18 protein-coding genes are annotated in these 18,713 nt (G+C 59.8%); 14 read left to right on the forward strand and 4 right to left on the reverse strand.

Annotated elements, in window-relative coordinates; genetic code table 11:
* Positions 1-17 precede the first annotated feature (17 nt).
* From RHM62_RS04115 to RHM62_RS04145, 7 genes are all read left to right on the forward strand, one after another.
* Positions 18-1,451, forward strand: a complete 1,434-nt coding sequence (locus RHM62_RS04115) for a sodium:solute symporter family protein (RefSeq protein ID WP_322124297.1) — start codon at positions 18-20, stop codon at positions 1,449-1,451.
* 96 nt (positions 1,452-1,547) lie between these two features.
* Positions 1,548-1,895, forward strand: coding sequence for a zinc ribbon domain-containing protein (locus RHM62_RS04120; protein ID WP_322124298.1), 348 nt, complete (start codon positions 1,548-1,550; stop codon positions 1,893-1,895).
* 42 nt (positions 1,896-1,937) lie between these two features.
* The gene (locus RHM62_RS04125; RefSeq protein ID WP_322124299.1) at positions 1,938-2,573 is read left to right on the forward strand and encodes a DUF502 domain-containing protein; all 636 of its coding nucleotides are present in this window, start codon (positions 1,938-1,940) and stop codon (positions 2,571-2,573) included.
* A gap of 77 nt (positions 2,574-2,650) precedes the next feature.
* Positions 2,651-4,456: an aspartate--tRNA ligase gene (gene aspS, locus RHM62_RS04130; RefSeq protein WP_322124300.1), complete on the forward strand. Its 1,806-nt coding sequence runs from the start codon at positions 2,651-2,653 to the stop codon at positions 4,454-4,456.
* Positions 4,457-4,526: 70 nt separating this feature from the next.
* The gene (nudB, locus tag RHM62_RS04135; protein WP_322124301.1) at positions 4,527-5,021 is read left to right on the forward strand and encodes a dihydroneopterin triphosphate diphosphatase; all 495 of its coding nucleotides are present in this window, start codon (positions 4,527-4,529) and stop codon (positions 5,019-5,021) included.
* On the forward strand, positions 5,018-5,812 hold the full coding sequence (locus RHM62_RS04140; protein WP_322124302.1) for an endonuclease/exonuclease/phosphatase family protein: 795 nt from the start codon (positions 5,018-5,020) through the stop codon (positions 5,810-5,812). The genes nudB and RHM62_RS04140 overlap by 4 nt, the downstream gene beginning before the upstream one ends.
* Positions 5,813-5,828: 16 nt before the next feature.
* Positions 5,829-6,992 carry a phospholipase D-like domain-containing protein gene (locus RHM62_RS04145; RefSeq protein ID WP_322124303.1) on the forward strand — a complete coding sequence of 388 codons (1,164 nt, stop codon included), beginning with the start codon at positions 5,829-5,831 and terminating at the stop codon, positions 6,990-6,992.
* A 15-nt stretch (positions 6,993-7,007) separates the two neighbouring features.
* On the opposite strand, the gene RHM62_RS04150 is transcribed toward RHM62_RS04145, so the two are convergent.
* Positions 7,008-7,736: an anti-sigma factor domain-containing protein gene (locus tag RHM62_RS04150; RefSeq protein WP_322124304.1), complete on the reverse strand. Its 729-nt coding sequence runs from the start codon at positions 7,734-7,736 to the stop codon at positions 7,008-7,010.
* On the reverse strand, positions 7,733-8,311 hold the full coding sequence (locus RHM62_RS04155) for a sigma-70 family RNA polymerase sigma factor (protein ID WP_322124305.1): 579 nt from the start codon (positions 8,309-8,311) through the stop codon (positions 7,733-7,735). Before RHM62_RS04155 ends, RHM62_RS04150 begins: the two co-directional genes overlap by 4 nt.
* Before the next feature lie 179 nt (positions 8,312-8,490).
* On the opposite strand from RHM62_RS04155, the gene RHM62_RS04160 reads away from it, so the two are divergent.
* The 6 genes from RHM62_RS04160 (at position 8,491) to RHM62_RS04185 (ending at position 16,118) form a co-directional block, all read left to right on the forward strand.
* Positions 8,491-8,871: an RNA-binding S4 domain-containing protein gene (locus RHM62_RS04160; protein WP_322124306.1), complete on the forward strand. Its 381-nt coding sequence runs from the start codon at positions 8,491-8,493 to the stop codon at positions 8,869-8,871.
* Positions 8,872-9,081: 210 nt separating this feature from the next.
* Positions 9,082-9,720 (forward strand): TetR/AcrR family transcriptional regulator, encoded by a 639-nt coding sequence (locus tag RHM62_RS04165; RefSeq protein ID WP_322125315.1) that lies wholly within the window; start codon positions 9,082-9,084, stop codon positions 9,718-9,720.
* Between the two features lie 42 nt (positions 9,721-9,762).
* A complete protein-coding gene (locus RHM62_RS04170; RefSeq protein ID WP_322124307.1) occupies positions 9,763-11,553 on the forward strand; it encodes an acyl-CoA dehydrogenase C-terminal domain-containing protein in 1,791 nt (596 codons plus the stop codon).
* Positions 11,554-11,628: 75 nt separating this feature from the next.
* A complete protein-coding gene (locus tag RHM62_RS04175) occupies positions 11,629-14,016 on the forward strand; it encodes a 3-hydroxyacyl-CoA dehydrogenase/enoyl-CoA hydratase family protein (protein WP_322124308.1) in 2,388 nt (795 codons plus the stop codon).
* A 70-nt stretch (positions 14,017-14,086) separates the two neighbouring features.
* Positions 14,087-15,283 carry an acetyl-CoA C-acyltransferase gene (locus RHM62_RS04180; RefSeq protein ID WP_322124309.1) on the forward strand — a complete coding sequence of 399 codons (1,197 nt, stop codon included), beginning with the start codon at positions 14,087-14,089 and terminating at the stop codon, positions 15,281-15,283.
* A gap of 70 nt (positions 15,284-15,353) precedes the next feature.
* Complete coding sequence (locus tag RHM62_RS04185) at positions 15,354-16,118, forward strand: enoyl-CoA hydratase (protein WP_322124310.1); 765 nt, start codon at positions 15,354-15,356, stop codon at positions 16,116-16,118.
* Positions 16,119-16,160: 42 nt separating this feature from the next.
* Here RHM62_RS04185 and RHM62_RS04190 read toward each other — a convergent pair whose 3' ends face one another.
* The gene (locus RHM62_RS04190) at positions 16,161-16,520 is read right to left on the reverse strand and encodes a hypothetical protein (protein ID WP_322124311.1); all 360 of its coding nucleotides are present in this window, start codon (positions 16,518-16,520) and stop codon (positions 16,161-16,163) included.
* Between the two features lie 156 nt (positions 16,521-16,676).
* Here RHM62_RS04190 and RHM62_RS04195 point away from each other — a divergent pair, with 156 nt between their 5' ends.
* The gene (locus RHM62_RS04195) at positions 16,677-17,531 is read left to right on the forward strand and encodes an NYN domain-containing protein (RefSeq protein ID WP_322124312.1); all 855 of its coding nucleotides are present in this window, start codon (positions 16,677-16,679) and stop codon (positions 17,529-17,531) included.
* A gap of 36 nt (positions 17,532-17,567) precedes the next feature.
* On the opposite strand, the gene RHM62_RS04200 is transcribed toward RHM62_RS04195, so the two are convergent.
* Positions 17,568-18,692: a type IV pilus twitching motility protein PilT gene (locus RHM62_RS04200; protein ID WP_322124313.1), complete on the reverse strand. Its 1,125-nt coding sequence runs from the start codon at positions 18,690-18,692 to the stop codon at positions 17,568-17,570.
* Between the last annotated feature and the right edge of the window lie 21 nt (positions 18,693-18,713).

Raw genomic sequence — 18,713 nt, forward strand, 5'->3', positions numbered from 1 at the left:
GCGCCCAAGGATCCGCCATGCACGCCCTCATCTGGTTTGTCATTCTCTACTGGGTGATCTCGGTTGGCATCGGTTTGTACGCGGCGCGCTTCGTCAAGAACTCGAAGGATTACGCGCTGGCCGGCCGCTCGCTGCCGATGTCGGTGGTCACGGCCACCGTGTTTGCCACGTGGTTTGGCTCGGAGGCGGTACTCGGGATTTCATCGACCTTCGTCAAGGAGGGTTTGCGTGGCGTGATTGCCGATCCGTTCGGTTCGTCGATGTGCCTGATCCTGGTCGGGCTGTTCTTTGCGCGTCCGCTGTACCGGATGAACCTGCTGACCATCGGCGACTTCTATCGCAACAAGTTCGGCCGCGCGGTCGAAGTCATGGTGACGATCTGCATCGTGGTGTCGTATCTCGGCTGGGTGGCCGCGCAGATCAAGGCGCTCGGGCTGGTCTTTAACGTCGTCTCGGGCGGTGCAATTTCGATGGATGCCGGCATGATGATCGGTGCGGCCAGCGTGCTGGTCTACACGCTGATGGGCGGCATGTGGGCGGTGGCGGTGACGGACTTCTTGCAGATGATCATCATCGTGCTCGGCATGCTCTACATCGGCTGGGAAGTCTCGGCAATGGCCGGTGGCGCGTCGGTGGTGGTGGCGCATGCAGCCAATGCCGGCAAGTTCGATTTCTGGCCGGCACCGAGCTCGCGCGAGGTGCTGTGGTTCGGCGCAGCGTGGATCACGATGATGCTCGGCTCGATCCCGCAACAGGACGTGTTCCAGCGCGTCGGCGCGTCGAAGAATGAAAAGATCGCCGGCCGTGCTTCTATCCTCGGCGGCGTCATGTACTTCTGCTTCGCCTTCATCCCGATGTTCCTGGCGTATTCGGCGACGCTGATCGACCCGCAGATGGTGGCCGGCCTCATCGACACTGATCCGCAACTGATCCTGCCGACGCTGATCATGACCAAGGTGCCGCTGATTGCGCAGGTGATGTTTTTCGGCGCGCTGCTCTCCGCCATCAAGAGCTGCGCCAGCGCGACTCTGCTGGCACCCTCGATCACCTTCACCGAAAACATCCTGAAGGGCTTGCTGCCGGTGCAGACCGACCGGCAATTTTTGCTCGGCATGCGCTGCGTGCTGGTGGTCTTCACGGTGATCGTCACGGCCTTTGCGTTGCACAGCCAGTCAAGTATCTACAAGATGGTCGAGAACGCCTACAAGATCACGCTGGTGGCCGCCTTCGTGCCGCTGGCGCTGGGTTTGTACTGGAAGCGCGCCACGCGGCAGGGCGCGCTGGCGTCCATCATCCTCGGCTTGTCGTCGTGGATTCTGTTCGAACTGTTCGCACCGGAAGGCTACTGGCCACCGCAGCTGGTCGGCATCGTGCTGAGCCTGGCCGGAATGCTGCTGGGGTCGCTGGTACCGCAGGTGGTGCGCGGGCATGTGGCGATTCAACGGGGTTGATGCTGGAATGCCCTGTGCTGGCCGCAATCCCCTCCGGTTCCCCCCCGAAACCCTCTATAATCCCAGCCTTTGATCGCCTTGTGCGGGGACTTTTTCATGCCGATTTACGCGTACCGCTGCGAAGCGTGTGGTTTTGCCAAGGATGTACTGCAAAAGATGTCCGATCCCAAGTTGACCGATTGTCCGGAATGCGGCAAGGATACGTTCAGGAAGCAGTTGACGGCAGCCGGGTTCCAGCTCAAGGGAACAGGCTGGTATGCCACCGATTTCCGTGGCGGGGCCGGCACCACCGCAGCACCGGTCAGTCAGGCCGAGCCGGCCAAGAGCAGCGAGCCGGGGATGTCAACGTCAACGTCAACATCAACGCCGGCACCGGCAGCACCGGCTGCTGCTGCGGCACCGGCCAAATCCGATACAGGCGGTAGTACGCCGTCATCAACCTGATTGTTTGCTTCGCCACCGACGTGGCAACAAGGGCTGCTCATCATGCTTCGTAAATATTTTGTCACCGGATTACTGATACTGGTCCCGCTGGCGATCACGTTATGGGTCGTCAATCTGATCATCGGCACGATGGACCAGTCGCTGTTGCTACTGCCGGCGCGCTGGCGTCCGGAAGTGCTGTTCGGTTTTGCGATTCCGGGCCTGGGCACCATCCTGACCTTGCTGATCATTTTTGTCACGGGTCTGGCCACGCGCAACTTCGTTGGCAACCACGTCGTGATCTGGTGGGAACGCCTGCTGACCCGCATCCCGGTGGTCAACTCGATCTACTCCAGCGTCAAGCAGGTGTCGGATACCTTGCTGTCGTCGTCGGGCAATGCCTTTCGCAAAGCCGTGCTGGTCGAGTACCCGCGCCGCGGCAGCTGGACCATCGCTTTCCTTACCGGCGTGCCGGGCGGCGATGTGCGCAATCATCTGGTGGGCGACTTCATCAGCATTTACGTGCCAACGACGCCGAATCCGACCTCGGGATTTTTCCTGATGGTGCCACGTGACGAGACCATCGAACTCGACATGACGGTCGACGCAGCACTCAAGTACATTGTCTCGATGGGCGTCGTCGCCCCCGAACATTTCGATAAAAAAATCATCATTGATCCTGCCAAGATCACCAGCTGACGCCTGCGGACGCCGGCCGGTCACGGCAGCTCATCTGAACCACTGAACCACTGAAACACTGAATACGGAAACCGAACATGTCCATGCGAACCCACTACTGCGGCCTCACCACTGAGGCGCTCCTCGGCCAAACTGTCAGCCTGTGCGGCTGGGTGCATCGCCGGCGCGACCACGGCGGCGTCATCTTTATCGACCTGCGTGACCGCGAAGGTCTGGTGCAAGTTGTCTGCAATCCCGAGCAAGCCGAAGTCTTCAGCACCGCCGAAATCGTGCGCAACGAATTCTGCATGCGCGTCACCGGCGTAGTCAGGCTGCGTCCTGACGGCACCGCCAACAGCAACCTGCCATCGGGCAAGATCGAAGTGCTGTGCGAGCAGCTTGAAGTCCTCAATCCATCGGTGACGCCGCCGTTCCAGCTCGACGACGACAACCTCTCCGAGACCACCCGCCTGACCCATCGCGTGCTGGATCTGCGTCGTCCGCAGATGCAAAACAACCTGCGCCTGCGCTACAAGGTGACGATGGAAGTGCGCAAGTTCCTCGACGCGCACGGCTTCATCGACATTGAAACGCCGATGCTGACCAAGTCGACCCCGGAAGGTGCGCGCGACTATCTGGTGCCGTCGCGCGTCAATGCCGGCCAGTTCTTTGCGCTGCCGCAGTCGCCGCAACTGTTCAAGCAATTGCTGATGGTGGCCAACTTCGACCGCTACTACCAGATCGTCAAATGCTTCCGCGATGAAGATTTGCGCGCTGATCGCCAGCCCGAATTTACCCAGATCGATTGCGAAACCTCGTTCATGAACGAGCAGGAAATCCGCGACCTGTTCGAAGGCATGATCCGCCTGGTGTTTAAAAATGCACTCGACATCGACTTGCCGAACCCGTTCCCTGTGATGCCGTATTCGGAGTCGATGGGTCTGTACGGATCCGATAAGCCCGACATGCGCGTCAAGCTGGCCTTCACTGACCTCACCGAGGTGATGAAGGATGTCGACTTCAAGGTCTTCTCGGGCGCAGCCAACATGCTGGGCGGACGCGTGGTTGGCATGCGTGTGCCGGGCGGCAGCGCGATGCCGCGTTCGGAAATTGATGCCTACACCCAGTTCGTCGGCATTTACGGTGCCAAGGGCCTGGCCTACATCAAGGTCAATGACATCGCCAAGGGCCGCGACGGCTTGCAATCACCCATCGTCAAGAACCTGCACGACGCCGCATTGACCCGCATCCTCGAACTGACCGGTGCACAGGACGGCGATCTGATTTTCTTCGGTGCCGATAAGGCCAAGATCGTCAACGATGCCATCGGCGCATTGCGCGTGAAGGTCGGTCATTCCGACTTCGGCAAAAAGCACGACTTGTTCGACGATGTCTGGAAACCATTGTGGGTGGTCGATTTCCCGATGTTCGAATACGACGAGGAAGGCGATCGCTGGCATGCCGCGCACCATCCGTTCACAGCGCCAAAAGACGGTCACGAAGACTTCCTCGAGACCGATCCGGGCAAGTGCATTGCCAAGGCCTACGACATGGTTCTGAACGGCTGGGAGCTCGGTGGCGGGTCGGTCCGTATCCATCGTGCCGAAGTCCAGAGCAAGGTATTTCGCGCGATGAAAATCGATGATGACGAAGCGCAACTCAAGTTCGGCTTCCTGCTCGACGCCTTGCAATACGGCGCGCCACCGCACGGCGGCCTGGCCTTCGGTCTGGATCGCATCGTCACGATGATGACCGGTGCCGATTCGATCCGCGACGTGATCGCCTTCCCGAAAACCCAGCGGGCACAATGTTTGCTGACACAGGCGCCATCGCCGGTCGATGAAAAGCAATTGCGCGAACTGCACATCCGTTTGCGCGCCGTTGAACCTGTCATCAAGGGGTAACCAGAGAAAGCGCTGTTTCAGGGCATAATCGAAAGGCGCGTATTTTCGCGCCTTTTTTTTGAGCCTTTCGATGACCACACCCCAATTCAAGATCCCGCAATCCGTCCTTGTCGTGATCCATACCGCTGCCCTCGAAGTCCTGCTGATCCAGCGCACCGACAAGGCCGGTTTCTGGCAATCCGTGACCGGTTCCAAGGATGCTCCCGACGAAGCGCTGGCCTTCACTGCCGAGCGCGAAGTGGCCGAGGAAACCGGCATCCTCATCAGCGCAACCGGCGCACCATCGCCGGCCGACCTGCGCGACTGGCAGCTCGAAAACGTCTACGACATCTACCCGGTCTGGCGGCACCGCTATGCGCCCGGCATCACGCGCAATACCGAACATGTGTTCAGCCTGCAGGTGCCACGCGATATCGTCGTCACTTTGTCCGCTCGCGAACATACAAGCTATCAGTGGCTGCCGTATCATCAGGCCGCTGATTTATGCTTCTCACCGTCGAATGCCGAGGCCATCCTGCAATTGCCTGCACGGCTGCGTTTGCCGGAGTCTCCAGGACCCACATGAAAATCCGTATTGCCACTTACAACATCCACAAGGGTGTGTCGTCGTTTGGCAGCAAGCCGCGCATCGTCGCACTCAAGCAGGCACTGGCGACGATGCAAGCCAATGTCTATTTTTTGCAGGAAGTACAGGGTCGCCATGATGTGATGGCAGCGCGCCACGCGTCATCCTGGCCGGGGCAGGCCCAGCATGATTTCCTTGCCGGTGACTCGCATCAGGCGGTCTACGGGATGAACGCCGTCTACGATCATGGCCACCATGGCAATGCTCTGCTGAGCAACCTGCCGATCGCGTCATCGCGCAATCAGGATGTCTCGGACCACAAGTACGAATCGCGCGGCATCCTGCATTGCGTGATCCATCTCGACGACCTGCCGGTACACTGCTACGTGGTCCATCTCGGCCTGTTCGCCGGTGGCCGCCGTCGCCAGGCCGAAGCACTGATCGAAGCGGTACTGGACTCGGCACCACCTGGGGCACCGGTGATTATTGCCGGTGATTTCAATGACTGGGGTAACCATCTCAGCGAAGCGCTGCGTAGCCGTCTTGGCGTTACCGAGGTATTCGACGAGCGCGTGCCCAGCGTCGGTATGGGCAGTTTCCTGCGTCGCCTGCGCGGCCCCGGTGCGAAGATTCAGCATGCCCGGACTTTTCCGGCGATGCTGCCATTCCTGCAACTGGACCGGATCTACGTGCGCGGTTTTGCGATCGATTCGGCCGAAGTACTGCATGGTGCCTTGTGGGCGCGCTTGTCCGATCACGCGCCCATCGTCGCGACGTTGCAGCTGAAATGATGGCGGCGGACTGCGCATGCGCCCGGTAAATCTGGTGGCTGGTAATGCGCTGCGGCTGCTGGAATGCGGCGCAGAATTCTTTCCGGCGCTGATTGCCGCCTTCGATAGCGCCACCGTTGAAATCCACCTCGAAACCTACATTTTTGCCGATGACCAAACCGGACTGAAGGTCAAGGCGGCGCTGATACGCGCTGCGCAGCGCGGTGTCGTGGTCTACGTGATTACCGACTGGATCGGTACGGGCCGGCTGCAGTCGATCCAGCTTGACCGTGAATTGCAGGCCGGTGGCGTGCACCACCGCAGCTTCAATCCGTGGTTCCGTCGCGGCCTGGCGCGCACGCACCGCAAGTTGTGTGTGGTCGATCGTGATCTGGCATTCATCGGTGGTCTCAACATCAACGACGACATGATCTCGGACGACGATGCACACACCGCGCTGCCCGAGCCGCGCTGGGATTTCGCCGTCGAAATTCACGGGCCGCTGGTCCGGCTGATTCATCTGGAGGCGGAAGCGCAATGGCTGCGGCTGGGCAGCCTGAAGCTGCGCGCGCGCTGGGAACTGTTCCGCGAGACCCGCGCCGCGCGGGCTTCGGGCACTGGCAACGGCGCGCTGGCCGGACTGGTGATCCGCGACAATTTGCGCAACCGGCGCACCATCCAGCGTGTCACGGTGCAGGCGCTACGCAGCGCGCGCCGCAGTGCAATCCTGGCGACACCGTACTTTGCACCCGGTCGCAAATTGCGCGAAGCGCTGGCACAAGCGGCGGCGCGCGGCATCGACGTGACCTTGCTGATCGGGGTGGGCCAGTTCCGCATGCAGGATGCGGTAGCCCATTCGTTCTATCCGAAGCTCTTGCAATGCGGTGTCAAGGTGGTGGAGTTCCGGCGCACGCAATTGCATGCCAAGGTGGCGGTCGTCGATGACGACTGGGCTACCGTCGGCTCCAGCAACTATGACGGCTTGAGCCTGTTCCTGAACCAGGAAGCCAACATCGTGATCCGCGATGTTCCGTTCACGCAGCGCCTGCGCGGCCACATCGAGCATGCGGTCAGCGATGGCACCACCATCGCCGCGGAGGATTTTGCCCACATCGGCCGGCTCGAACGGGCCTGGTACGGCGCGGCGTATTTCTGCTACCGCGGCCTGCTGCGCATTGCTACGCTCGGGCGCTATTCCTGAAGCCGATCCTGATCGTCAGATCTTTACCCACGCGCCTTTGTAAATGATTGGTCCGGTGGGGCCGTTCGGGTCCGGCGAGCCGCCCTTGGGTTCCAGCGACACGGCCAGAAGCGGGATAGCCTCCGGTGTCAGGCCGGCAGCCAGTGGCAGCGTGATCGTGCCATCGGCAGCGAGCAGGCCGAGCGAACGCGGCGCGCCACTTTTCGGTACCGCCCACAACTGCAGGCTCTTGTCGGTCGCTACGTCCTGGCGATTGACCAGCTTGATGGTGACCTGGCGGCGCAGCGGATCGCCTGTAGCCAGGGCGACCGGCATGGACTTGTCATCGGTCAACATTGCGACATAGGTAGTGACCGGCGTGGCCTGGTCGAGCTGTTTGGTCAGCAACATGCCAACCAGGACCGTCGCCAGCGTGGTCGACACCAAGCCGAGCCCGCGCCAGAACGCCAGATCATTGCGCAGGCCGCGCCAGAAGGCCATCCGGTCGGTGCTCGCGCTTGCGCTGGTCGCGGCGAGTTTGAGCTCGCCGGCCAATCGGGTCCAGACCTGCGGCGACGGTTGCGCCGCCGGTGCGAGTTCGGCCATCGGATGCAGCCGGTCCTGCCATTCGGCGACCGCGCGACGCAGCACCAGGCTATCGGCCAGCAGCGTCTCGAAGCGGCGACGGGCACCACCTTTGAGCGTACCGAGTACATATTCGGCGCTCAGGCGCTCTATCAGTTTTTCGTTATCAAGAATGTTCATGCGCCTTCCAGCTTGTTCAGGCAAACGCGCAAGCGTTCCAGGCCGCGGCGTATCCAGGTCTTGACCGTACCAATCGGTAATTTCATGTGTTCGGCTACTTCGCTATGCGACATGTCGTGATAAAAAGCCATGGCCACGGCTTGCCGGTGCAGTCCCTCCAGACGTGACAGACAGCTTGCGAGGGCGGTCGATTCCTGCGACAACTGCAATGCTGCCAGCGGTGTCAGGTCACTGCTTTCCATCGCATCCATGACGTCCTTGTCAAAGGTATCTGCATCGAGTTCGACCGTGTGGTCGACCCGGCGCAGCATATCGAATGCCTTGTTACGGACGATAGTCGTCATCCATGTCATTGGCGCGGCCAGGCTTGCCTGGTAACTCGCGGCATTGTTCCAGACACTGACAAACGCCTCTTGCAGCGCCTCTTCGGCAGCCTCCCGCTTGATTAATATACGCAGCGCAAAGCCAAACAGTTTCGAAGAAGTAGCGTCATATAGCGAACGAAAGGCATCCGCGTCCTTGCGCGCCACGGCGGCCAGCCAGATTTTCAGTTGTTGGGGGTCGGGAGGTGACAATTTGAAGTCCATGTAAAAAGTGGGCGCTTGAATTGGTCGATGCATGTCGGGTGAAGCTGGTAGTGGCACCGTCATGTTCCCTGCCATTTTTGCAGTGAGTGTATCCCATCATTTGCCGGGCGCCCGGCTTGTCGGCACTGGCCGTACAATCAGCGTTGTTTCCACCTACCGTTTAACTCATGCATAGCGCTACCGTCCGCATCGACAAATGGCTCTGGGCTGCCCGATTTTTCAAAACCCGTTCGCTGGCCACCGACGCCGTCGACAACGGCAAGGTGCGGCTCAATGGCGCGCGCACCAAGCCTGCACACAGCGTCAAACCGGGCGACTTGCTGGTCATCAGCAACGGCGCGGCTGACTGGGAAGTCGGGGTGCTGGCACTCGCCGACGTACGCGGTTCAGCCGACATGGCGCGCACCCTGTATGCCGAAACCGAAGCCAGCAGCGCACGTCGCGCCAACGATACCGAACAGCGCAAGTTGTATCGCGAGCCAGGCACTACCATCAAGGGACGGCCGACCAAGCGTGACCGGCGCGCGCTCGAACGCAGCAGTTCCTAGCAAACCCTGACCGGCACCGCGCAGACACTGTCGTTCGTATAGAACAGCAGCTCTAAGTTCTCTCTTTACTTTCATTGCGCCGTGCATAATAGTACGAACGTACGATTTTTGACGACGGTCGAATTCGCGACATGGCAGCAGCAACTCAGCAGTAACTCAGTGACAGGCATATCCGTGGCAACCAATAGCACCGAACCATCTCCCCGATTCATGCGCAAAGGCGAACTGACCCGCGCGGCAATCCTTGATGTCGCCCTCGACTTGTCCAGTCGTGACGGCCTCGAAGGACTGACCATCGGCCTGCTGGCCGATAAGATGAATATGAGCAAATCAGGTGTCTTTGCTCACTTCGGTTCGCGCGAGGATTTGCAGATCGAAGTACTGAAGCTGTATCACCACCATTTTGAGCAGGAAGTGTTTTATCCCAGCGTGAAAGAAGCCCGCGGACTGTCCCGCCTCAAGGGCATGTTCGCGCGCTGGGTCAAGCGGGTTACCGTAGAGATCGCCTCAGGCTGCATCTACATCAGCGGGGCGGTCGAATACGATGATCGTCCGGGTGCTATCCGCGAAGAGCTTGAAGCGATGGTGCTGGCGTGGCAAACGGCGCTGTTTCGTTGCGTCGAGCAAGCCACCGCCATGGGGCACCTGCGTGCCGATACCGACCCGCAGCAAATGGTCTTTGAAATGTATGGCCTGATCCTGGCGTTGCATCACGACGCCCGGTTCATCAAGCGTCCCGGCAGTGTCGAACGGGCCCAGTTGGGTTTCGAACGGTTGCTGCAGAGTTACCAGAATGTCGCGCCGCCAGTACCGGGCGCAAACGAAAAACCAAATCCCGCTGTCAATTAAAATTCGACAGCCTGAATAGCATCCCCCATCCAGGAGAACACCATGGGCCAGTACATCGCACCGTTACGTGACATGCAATTCGTTTTACATGAACTGCTGCAAGTGGAAGACGAACTCAAAGCCATGCCCAAGCATGCCGAGACCAACCGCGAACTGATCGATCAGGTGCTGGAAGAGGGCGGCAAGTTCACTTCGCAAATCCTGTTTCCGCTGAACCATAGCGGCGACCGCGAAGGCTGCCATCTCGACAAGGTCACGCATGAAGTGACGCCGCCAAAAGGCTTCAAGGCCGCCTACAAGCAATACGTCGAAGCCGGTTGGCCGTCGGTCTCGTGCGACCCCGAATACGGCGGCCAGGGCTTGCCGCTGGTGGTCAACAACTCGTTCTACGAAATGCTGAATTCAGCCAACCAGGCCTGGACCATGTATCCGGGCCTGTCGCACGGCGCTTACGAATGCCTGCACGAACATGGGACGCCGGAACAAAAAGCGTTGTACCTGCCGAAGCTGGTCTCGGGCGAATGGACCGGTACCATGTGCCTGACCGAATCGCATTGCGGTACCGACCTCGGCATGCTGCGCTCGAAGGCCGAGCCGCAAGCCGATGGTTCGTTCAAGATCAGCGGCGGCAAGATTTTCATCTCGGCCGGCGAACACGACATGTCGGAAAACATCGTCCATCTGGTGCTGGCGCGCTTGCCGGATGCACCGGCCGGCACCAAAGGCATCTCGCTGTTCATCGTGCCGAAATTTTTGCCGAATGCCGATGGCTCGGTCGGCGCGCGCAATCCGATTTTTTGCGGCGCGATCGAAGAGAAAATGGGCATCCACGGTAACTCGACCTGCCAGATGAATATGGACGAGGCCACCGGCTGGCTGATCGGCCAGCCGAACAAAGGCTTGAACGCGATGTTCGTGATGATGAATGCAGCCCGCCTGGGCGTGGGCATGCAATCGCTCGGTCTGACCGAAGTGGCATTCCAGAACGCGCTGGTGTACGCCAAGGACCGCCTGCAAATGCGCAGCCTGACCGGCGTCAAGGCCCCTGAAAAAGCCGCCGATCCGATCATCGTCCATCCCGATGTACGGCGCATGCTACTGACCGCCAAGGCCTATGCCGAAGGTGGCCGCGCATTCAGTTCGTACGTCGCACTGCAGATCGACAAGGAACTCAACCATCCCGACGAAGAAGTCCGCAAGGATGCCGCCGACGAAGTCGCGCTGCTGACACCGATCATCAAATCCTTCCTGACCGACAACGGCTGGATCGCTACCTCGGAAGCGATGCAGGTCTACGGCGGCCACGGCTTCATTGCCGAATGGGGCATGGAACAGTACGTGCGCGATTCGCGCATCAACATGATTTACGAAGGCACCAATACGATCCAGTCGCTCGATTTGCTGGGTCGCAAAGTGTTGATGGATAACGGCGCCAAGCTGCGTAAATTCGGCGCAAAAGTGCAAGCCTTCGTCGAAGAAAACGGCACCAATGAAGCGATGTCGGAATTCATTACGCCACTGGCCGATCTGGGAGACAAGGTCACCAAGCTGACGATGGAAATCGGCATGAAGGCGTTCCAGAATCCCGACGAAGTCGGTGCCGCCGCGGTGCCGTACCTGCGCGTGGTCGGGCATATGGTGTATGCGTATTTCTTTGCTCGGATGGCCAAGATCGCGCTCGAAAAACAGGATGGCGGCGACAAGTTCTATCAATCGAAACTGGGTACGGCGCGCTTTTATTTTGCCCGTCTGCTGCCCGAGACCGCGATGCTGATCCGCCAGGCGCGCTCAGGCAGCGCCAACCTGATGGCGCTCGACGCCGACCTGTTCTAAACAGGCTTTTCGCTACTCCCTAGCCGCGCCCGATTTTCCGTAGTCGGGCGCGGCGGCCAATTCCAGGAATTCCACATGTCCAATTTCATTGTCAAAAAAGTCGCCGTCCTCGGCGCCGGCGTCATGGGTGCGCAGATCGCTGCGCATTGCATCAACGCACGTGTCCCGGTCGTCCTGTTCGACCTGCCCGCCAAAGAAGGTGCCAAGAACGGCATCGTCCTGCGCGCCATCGAGAACCTGAAAAAACTCAGCCCTGCACCCTTCGGCAACAAGGATGATGCAGCGCTGATCCAGGTCGCCAACTACGAAGACAACCTCGACCTGCTGGCCGGTTGCGACCTGATCATCGAAGCCATTGCCGAGCGCATGGACTGGAAGCACGACCTCTACAAGAAGGTCGCACCGCACATCGCACCGAATGCGATCTTTGCGTCGAACACGTCGGGCCTGTCGATCACGGCGCTGTCCGAAGGCTTCGATGCCGAACTCAAGGCGCGCTTTTGCGGCGTGCATTTTTTCAATCCGCCGCGCTACATGCATCTGGTCGAACTGATCCCGACCGTGGCGACCAATCCCCTCATTATTGACCAGCTCGAAGGCTTCCTCGCCTCGACACTGGGCAAGGGCGTCGTACGCGCCATCGACACGCCGAACTTTATCGCCAACCGCGTCGGCATCTTCGGCATGCTGGCGACGATCCACGAAGCCGATAAATTTGGCCTCTCGGTCGATGTCGTCGATGACCTGACCGGTGCCAAGCTCGGTCGTGCCAAGTCGGGCACCTTCCGCACCGCCGACGTGGTCGGGCTGGACACGATGGGCCATGTGATCAAAACCATGCAGGATCACCTGAAAGACGACCCGTTCTACAGTACCTACGCGACACCGCCGCTGCTGGCGAAGCTGATTGAGCAGGGCGCGTTGGGCCAGAAAGCCGGTGCCGGTTTCTATAAAAAAGTGGGCAAGGACATCTTGCGCATCGATGCGGCCAGCGCGAGCTATGTCGCCGGTGGCGGCAAGGTCGACGACATCGTCGCGCGCATCCTGAAAGAGAAAGATGCGGCCAAGCGGATGAAGGCGCTGCATGACTCGACCAACCCGCAGGCGCAATTCCTGTGGGCGATTTACCGCGACGTGTTCCACTACATCGCGATCCATCTGGAGTCGATTGCCGACAACGCCCGCGATGTCGACTTTGCGCTGCGCTTCGGTTTCGGCTGGAACCTCGGACCGTTCGAAACCTGGCAAGCCGCCGGTTGGCAGCAAGTCGCGACCTGGGTCAAAGAAGACATCGACGCCGGCAAGGCACTGAGCAGCGCACCATTGCCGGCCTGGGTATTCGATGGTCGCACCGGCGTGCATGCCGAAGACGGTTCGTATTCGGTTTCGCGCAAGACCAATATCGGCCGCTCGGAACTGGCGGTGTATCAGCGTCAGGCCTTCCGCGCACCGGTGCTGGGTTCGGGTAGTGTGGATGGTCGCACCGATGGCACGACTGTCTTCGAAGATGAATCGGTACGCATCTGGCATCAAGGCGACGAGGTGCTGATCCTGTCGCTGAAAACCAAGATGCACGTGATCGGCGCCGGCGTCATCGCCGGCCTGTCGAAGGCGATTGCCGAAGCCGAAGCCAACTACAAGGGCCTGGTGATCTGGAGTGCCGATGCAGCCGAAGGCGGCGCCTTCTCGGCCGGTGCCGACCTGCAATCGATGCTGCCGCTGTTCATGTCCGGCGGTATCAAGGCGATCGAGCCGGAAGTGGCGAAACTGCAGCAGGCGCATCAGGCACTGAAGTACGCCAACGTGCCGGTGGTCGCAGCGGTCTCGGGACTGGCGCTCGGTGGTGGTTGCGAGCTGATGCTGCATGCCGCCAGACGCGTGGCGTCGATCGAGTCGTACATCGGCCTGGTCGAAGTCGGCGTCGGTTTGATCCCGGCCGGTGGCGGCTTGAAGGAAGCGGCCTTGCGCGCAGCTGCCGATGTCAAGGGCACCGATCTGCTGCAATTCCTGAAAAATTATTTCACGCATGCAGCCACCGCAGCGGTGTCGAAGTCGGCGCACGAAGCGCAAAAAATGGGCTACCTGAAATCGACCGACGTGATCGTTTTCAATGCCTACGAATTGCTGCACGTGGCCAAGGTCGAAGCCCGTGCGATGTTCGATGCCGGTTATCGCGCACCGATGCCAGCGCTGGTGCCGGTGGCCGGGCGCTACGGCATCGCCACCGTGTCGGCCCAGCTGGTCAACATGCGCGACGGCGGGTTCATCTCGGCGCATGACTACAAGCTCGGCGCGATGATCGCCTCGATTGTCTGCGGCGGCGACGTCGACGAAGGCAGCCTGGTCAACGAACAATGGCTGCTCGACCTCGAGCGCAAGGCGTTCATGGAATTGCTGAATCATCCGAAGACCCAGGAACGGATCATGGGGATGATGCAGACCGGCAAGCCGGTCAGGAACTAATTCGCGCAACAGGGCGCCGGATTTTTTCCGCGTCCTGTTCGGCCACCAACATGCAGCACAGGAGAATCACATGAGCAAACAACTTCAAGATGCCTACATCGTCGCCGCCACCCGCACGCCGATCGGCAAGGCGCCACGCGGCATGTTCCGCAGCACCCGTCCCGACGATCTGCTGGTCCGTGCGATCCAGTCGGCGATGGGGCAAGTGCCGGGCCTCGATCCGGCCACCATCGAAGATGCCATCGTCGGCTGTTCGTTTCCAGAAGGCGCGCAAGGCCTCAACATCGGCCGCATGGCGGTGCTGCTGGCCGGCCTGCCGAAGACCGTCGGTGGTGTCACCGTCAACCGTTACTGCGCGTCCGGTATCACGGCCGTGGCGATGGCGGCCGACCGGATTCGCGTTGGCCAGGCCGACGTAATGATCGCCGCCGGTGTCGAATCGATGTCGATGGTGCCGATGATGGGTTTCCATCCATCGATGAACATGGACATCTTCAAGGACGACAATATCGGCATGGCCTACGGCATGGGATTGACCGCCGAGAAGGTCGCGCAGCAATGGAAAGTCTCGCGCGACGCGCAGGACGAATTCGCGCTGCAATCGCACATGAAGGCCATCGCCGCGCAGCAAGCCGGTGAATTCAATGACGAAATGACGTCCTTCGACATCATCGAACGCGTACCGAACCTGGCGACTGGCCAAATCGATTTGCGCACCCGCACCGTCAGCCAGGATGAAGGCGCGCGCGCCGAATCGACGCTGGCGTCGCTGGGCAAACTCAAGCCGGTGTTCGCTGCCAAGGGCTCGGTCACGGCCGGCAACAGCTCGCAGATGTCGGACGGTGCCGGTGCGCTGATCATCGTCAGCGAAAAAATTCTCAAGCAATTCAACCTGACGCCACTGGCGCGCTTTGCGTCCTTCGCAGTGCGCGGCGTGCCGCCGGAAATCATGGGCATCGGTCCGAAGGAAGCGATTCCTGCGGCGTTGCGCGCGGCCGGTATCACGCAGGATCAGATCGACTGGTTTGAATTGAACGAAGCGTTTGCCGCGCAATCTCTGGCGGTGATCAACGACCTCGGGCTCGATCCGTCGAAAGTCAACCCGATGGGTGGTGCGATCGCGCTTGGTCATCCGCTCGGTGCCACCGGCGCGATCCGCTCGGCCACCGTGATCCATGCCTTGCGTCGCAAGAACCTGAAGTACGGGATGGTGACGATGTGCGTCGGAACAGGGATGGGCGCAGCAGGAATTTTTGAGCGGATGTAATTTTGGTGCGAGTGGCTAGGGCCAGCACTCGCGCGTTTTGCCCCCCATTGCAGCAGCCACAGGAGACCAGATGGATATCTTGATCAGCAAGGAAGACCGCATCCTGACGATGCAATTCAATCGTCCCGACAAAAAGAACGCGATCACCGCCGCGATGTACCAGGCCATGGCCGATGCCTTGCGCGATGCCGACAGCGATGCCGATATTCGCGTCATCATGATCACCGGTCATCTGCAGATTTTTACGGCCGGTAATGACCTTGATGATTTCATGAAGAATCCGCCGCAGGGAATGGACAGTCCGGTACACCAGTTTCTGCACCAGATCAGCCATGCCGGCAAGCCGGTAGTGGCCGCGGTGTCGGGTGCTGCGGTGGGTATCGGTACCACCTTGCTGCTGCATTGTGATCTGGTCTACGCATCGGAAACGGCCAAATTCATGATGCCGTTTTCGCAGTTGGGATTGTGTCCGGAAGCAGCATCGAGCCTGTTGTTCCCGCAACTGGCAGGCTACCAGCGTGCCGCAGAAAAGCTGCTACTGGGCGAGGCCTTCATGGCCGATGAAGCGCAGCAGATGGGATTGGTCAATAAAGTGCTGCCGGTTGATCAGTTACTTGAGGTCGCCCGGGCTCAGGCGGTCAAGCTGGTGCAGTTGCCGGCTTCGTCGATGCTGGCCACCAAGCGCCTGATGAAAGCCGGCCAGACAGCGGCGATTGATGCGCGCATGCAGGAAGAGGGCAAAGCATTCGGTGCGATGCTGACGGCACCGGCCGCAAAGGAAGCGTTCGCTGCATTTTTCCAGAAACGCAAGCCGGATTTCTCGCGGCTTGATTAAGCGCAGTTAGCGACGGGGATCAGCTCGTCGGGAGCGTAGCTCCTAGGAGCGCTCAAGCTCTGCCGTGTATTCGCGTGCCCTCATCAGGTTGCAGGCTGCTGCCTCCATGATGTCGTACAGATTGAGGACTTCGTGAGGGACGATTTCGCGCAGGACCCGGGCGTCGCAAAAGTAGGAGTCCAGTTCAAGTTCGAAGGCGCGCTCCTCGATGGTGCCGGTCTGCGTCGTACGCTTGAAAACGCGGGTGGCCATCGCGCGCTGCACGGCGCTCAATGCCGTGTCCTGCATGTCGGCGGCGCTTTGCTGCTGCATCCATGTTCGCAGGATAGCAATGTTGCCCTTGATGATCTGACCATTGACGGTGGTGAAGGCGGCCAAAGCCTGTTCGGATTCCTTGTCCATGCGGTCCTCGCAAAATTCAACGGGTTAAGTTTCTGATGTACTCTGAAATCGCCACGCAGGCGATCGCTCTATTGAATGGCCTGAGCGGCTTCATGGTTCCCTTGATGTCGCTTTCACGCCCGCATCTTGCCCCACTCATTACAAGGACAACAGCCCATGGCCGCACAACCCGAAAATACCAACATGGCACTGTTCTGCGATTTTGAAAACGTCGCACTCGGTGTGCGCGACGCCAAATACGCCGCCTTCGATATCCGCAAGGTGCTGGAGCGCTTACTGCTCAAAGGCAATATCGTAGTCAAAAAAGCCTATTGCGACTGGGATCGCTACAAGGATTTCAAGGCCGCCATGCATGAAGCGGCATTCGAGCTGATCGAGATCCCGCATGTGCGGCAATCGGGCAAGAACTCGGCCGATATCCGGATGGTGGTTGACGCGCTCGATCTCTGCTACACCAAGGCGCATGTCGATACCTTCGTCATCCTCAGCGGCGATTCGGATTTTTCTCCGCTGGTATCGAAACTGCGCGAGAACAACAAGCGCGTCATTGGTGTCGGTGTCAAGGATTCGACCTCGGATCTGCTCAGCGCCAATTGCGATGAATTCATTTTTTACGATGACCTGGTGCAGGTCGTGCCAACGCGCAAGAAAGCCGTCGCGAAGAAGCCCGCCGCCGTCAAGGGCGAAGGCAAAAGCGACGGCAAGAATGCCAATCGCGAAGTCAGGCCCGTGGCCGCGAAATCGGAAGAGGACAAGCGCGCCGAGTTGCTCGACTTCCTGACTAACACCGTCGAAGCATTGATCGCCGAGCGCGGCTCGGATGAAAAAATCTGGGCCTCGATGGTGAAGTCGACGATGCAGCGCCGACGTCCGGGCTTCAATGAGTCAGCTTTCGGCTATCGCTCGTTCAAGGAACTGGTCGAAGATGCGCAGCGCCACAAACTGCTGGCCATCGTGCGCGATGAAAAAGCCTCGCAATACACGATCCGTCTGGCCGCCGGCGACGACTGATACGGCGGTGGTTCTGGTGGCTGGCGCTGCGCTCATTTACGTACCGCCGCCCGAGCCAGCCGGACCGATCCGCATGCCGCTGAGCGTGTCATGCAGTTCCGCCCGGTTGTAGGCCGCGCGCATCGCATCCTTGGCGCTGATGGTTTTTTTTGCGACCAGTTGAGCCAGTGATTCATTGAGGCTGCGCGACATGTTGTCTTCCTTGCGTTTCATGAAATCGGCCAGCATGTGGAATTTTTCAGCATCGGCGATCAGGTTGGCAACCTGCTGGTGATTGTTGAACAGCAGCTCGCTGGCCAGCGCCAGCGCGTCGCCGCTTTCGGTCGGCACCAGGGTTTGGCTGATGACACCGATGAGTGAGCTCGACAGGGCGACGGCACGCTGGCTGCGCTGCTCCGGCCCAAAAAAAGCCAGCAGTTTCGACAGCGCGCTAACAGCGCTGTTGGTATGCATCGTTGCCAGCACCAGATGACCGGATTCGCCGGCATGCAGCAAGGTATCGGCGGTGTCGAAGTCACGGATTTCGCCCACCATCAGGATGTCCGGATTTTGCCGCATTGCCTCGCGCAGACCGGATGAAAAACTGGCGGTATCGGTCGGCACTTCCTTGTGCGAGATGATCGATTGCTTGCGCTCAAGCAAGTACTCGATCGGCTCTTCGATGGTGATGATGTGGCCGCTGCGGGTGCTATTGAAATAATCGAGCATCGCGGCAATCGTCGTGGTCTTGCCGGAGCCGGTCGGACCGGTCACCAGAATGATGCCGCGGGTGGCTTCCAGGATGCTGCGCACGTACAGTGGCAAGCCGGTTTTTTCCATCGAGATCGGGTGCAGCGGCAAGCGCCGGATCGCAATCGTGATTTTTTCACGCGAGCCGCTGGTGTAGACATTGCAGCGCAGCCGGCATTGGGTCAGCAGGAACGAGCGGTCGATCGCACCGCTGGTAATTTTTTCTTCCCATCCGAGATCGATCGCGCTGAGCAGCGGAATCATTTCTTCGCGCTGTACCGGTTCGGCGTTCATCGATTGCCATTTGCGTGGTGTCTTCACCATCATCGGCATGTCTTGCTCGATATGGATGTCAGTAAAAACCTGGCCGATGCTGACCAGTTCGATGATCTCTTGCAGCAGGTCGCGAAATAGAACGGTGGGTGCGGTCATCGGGGTTCTCCGGTGAAAGGG

The sequence above is a fragment of the Actimicrobium sp. CCC2.4 genome (assembly GCF_034347385.1).
Classification (GTDB): Bacteria; Pseudomonadota; Gammaproteobacteria; order Burkholderiales; family Burkholderiaceae_D; genus Actimicrobium.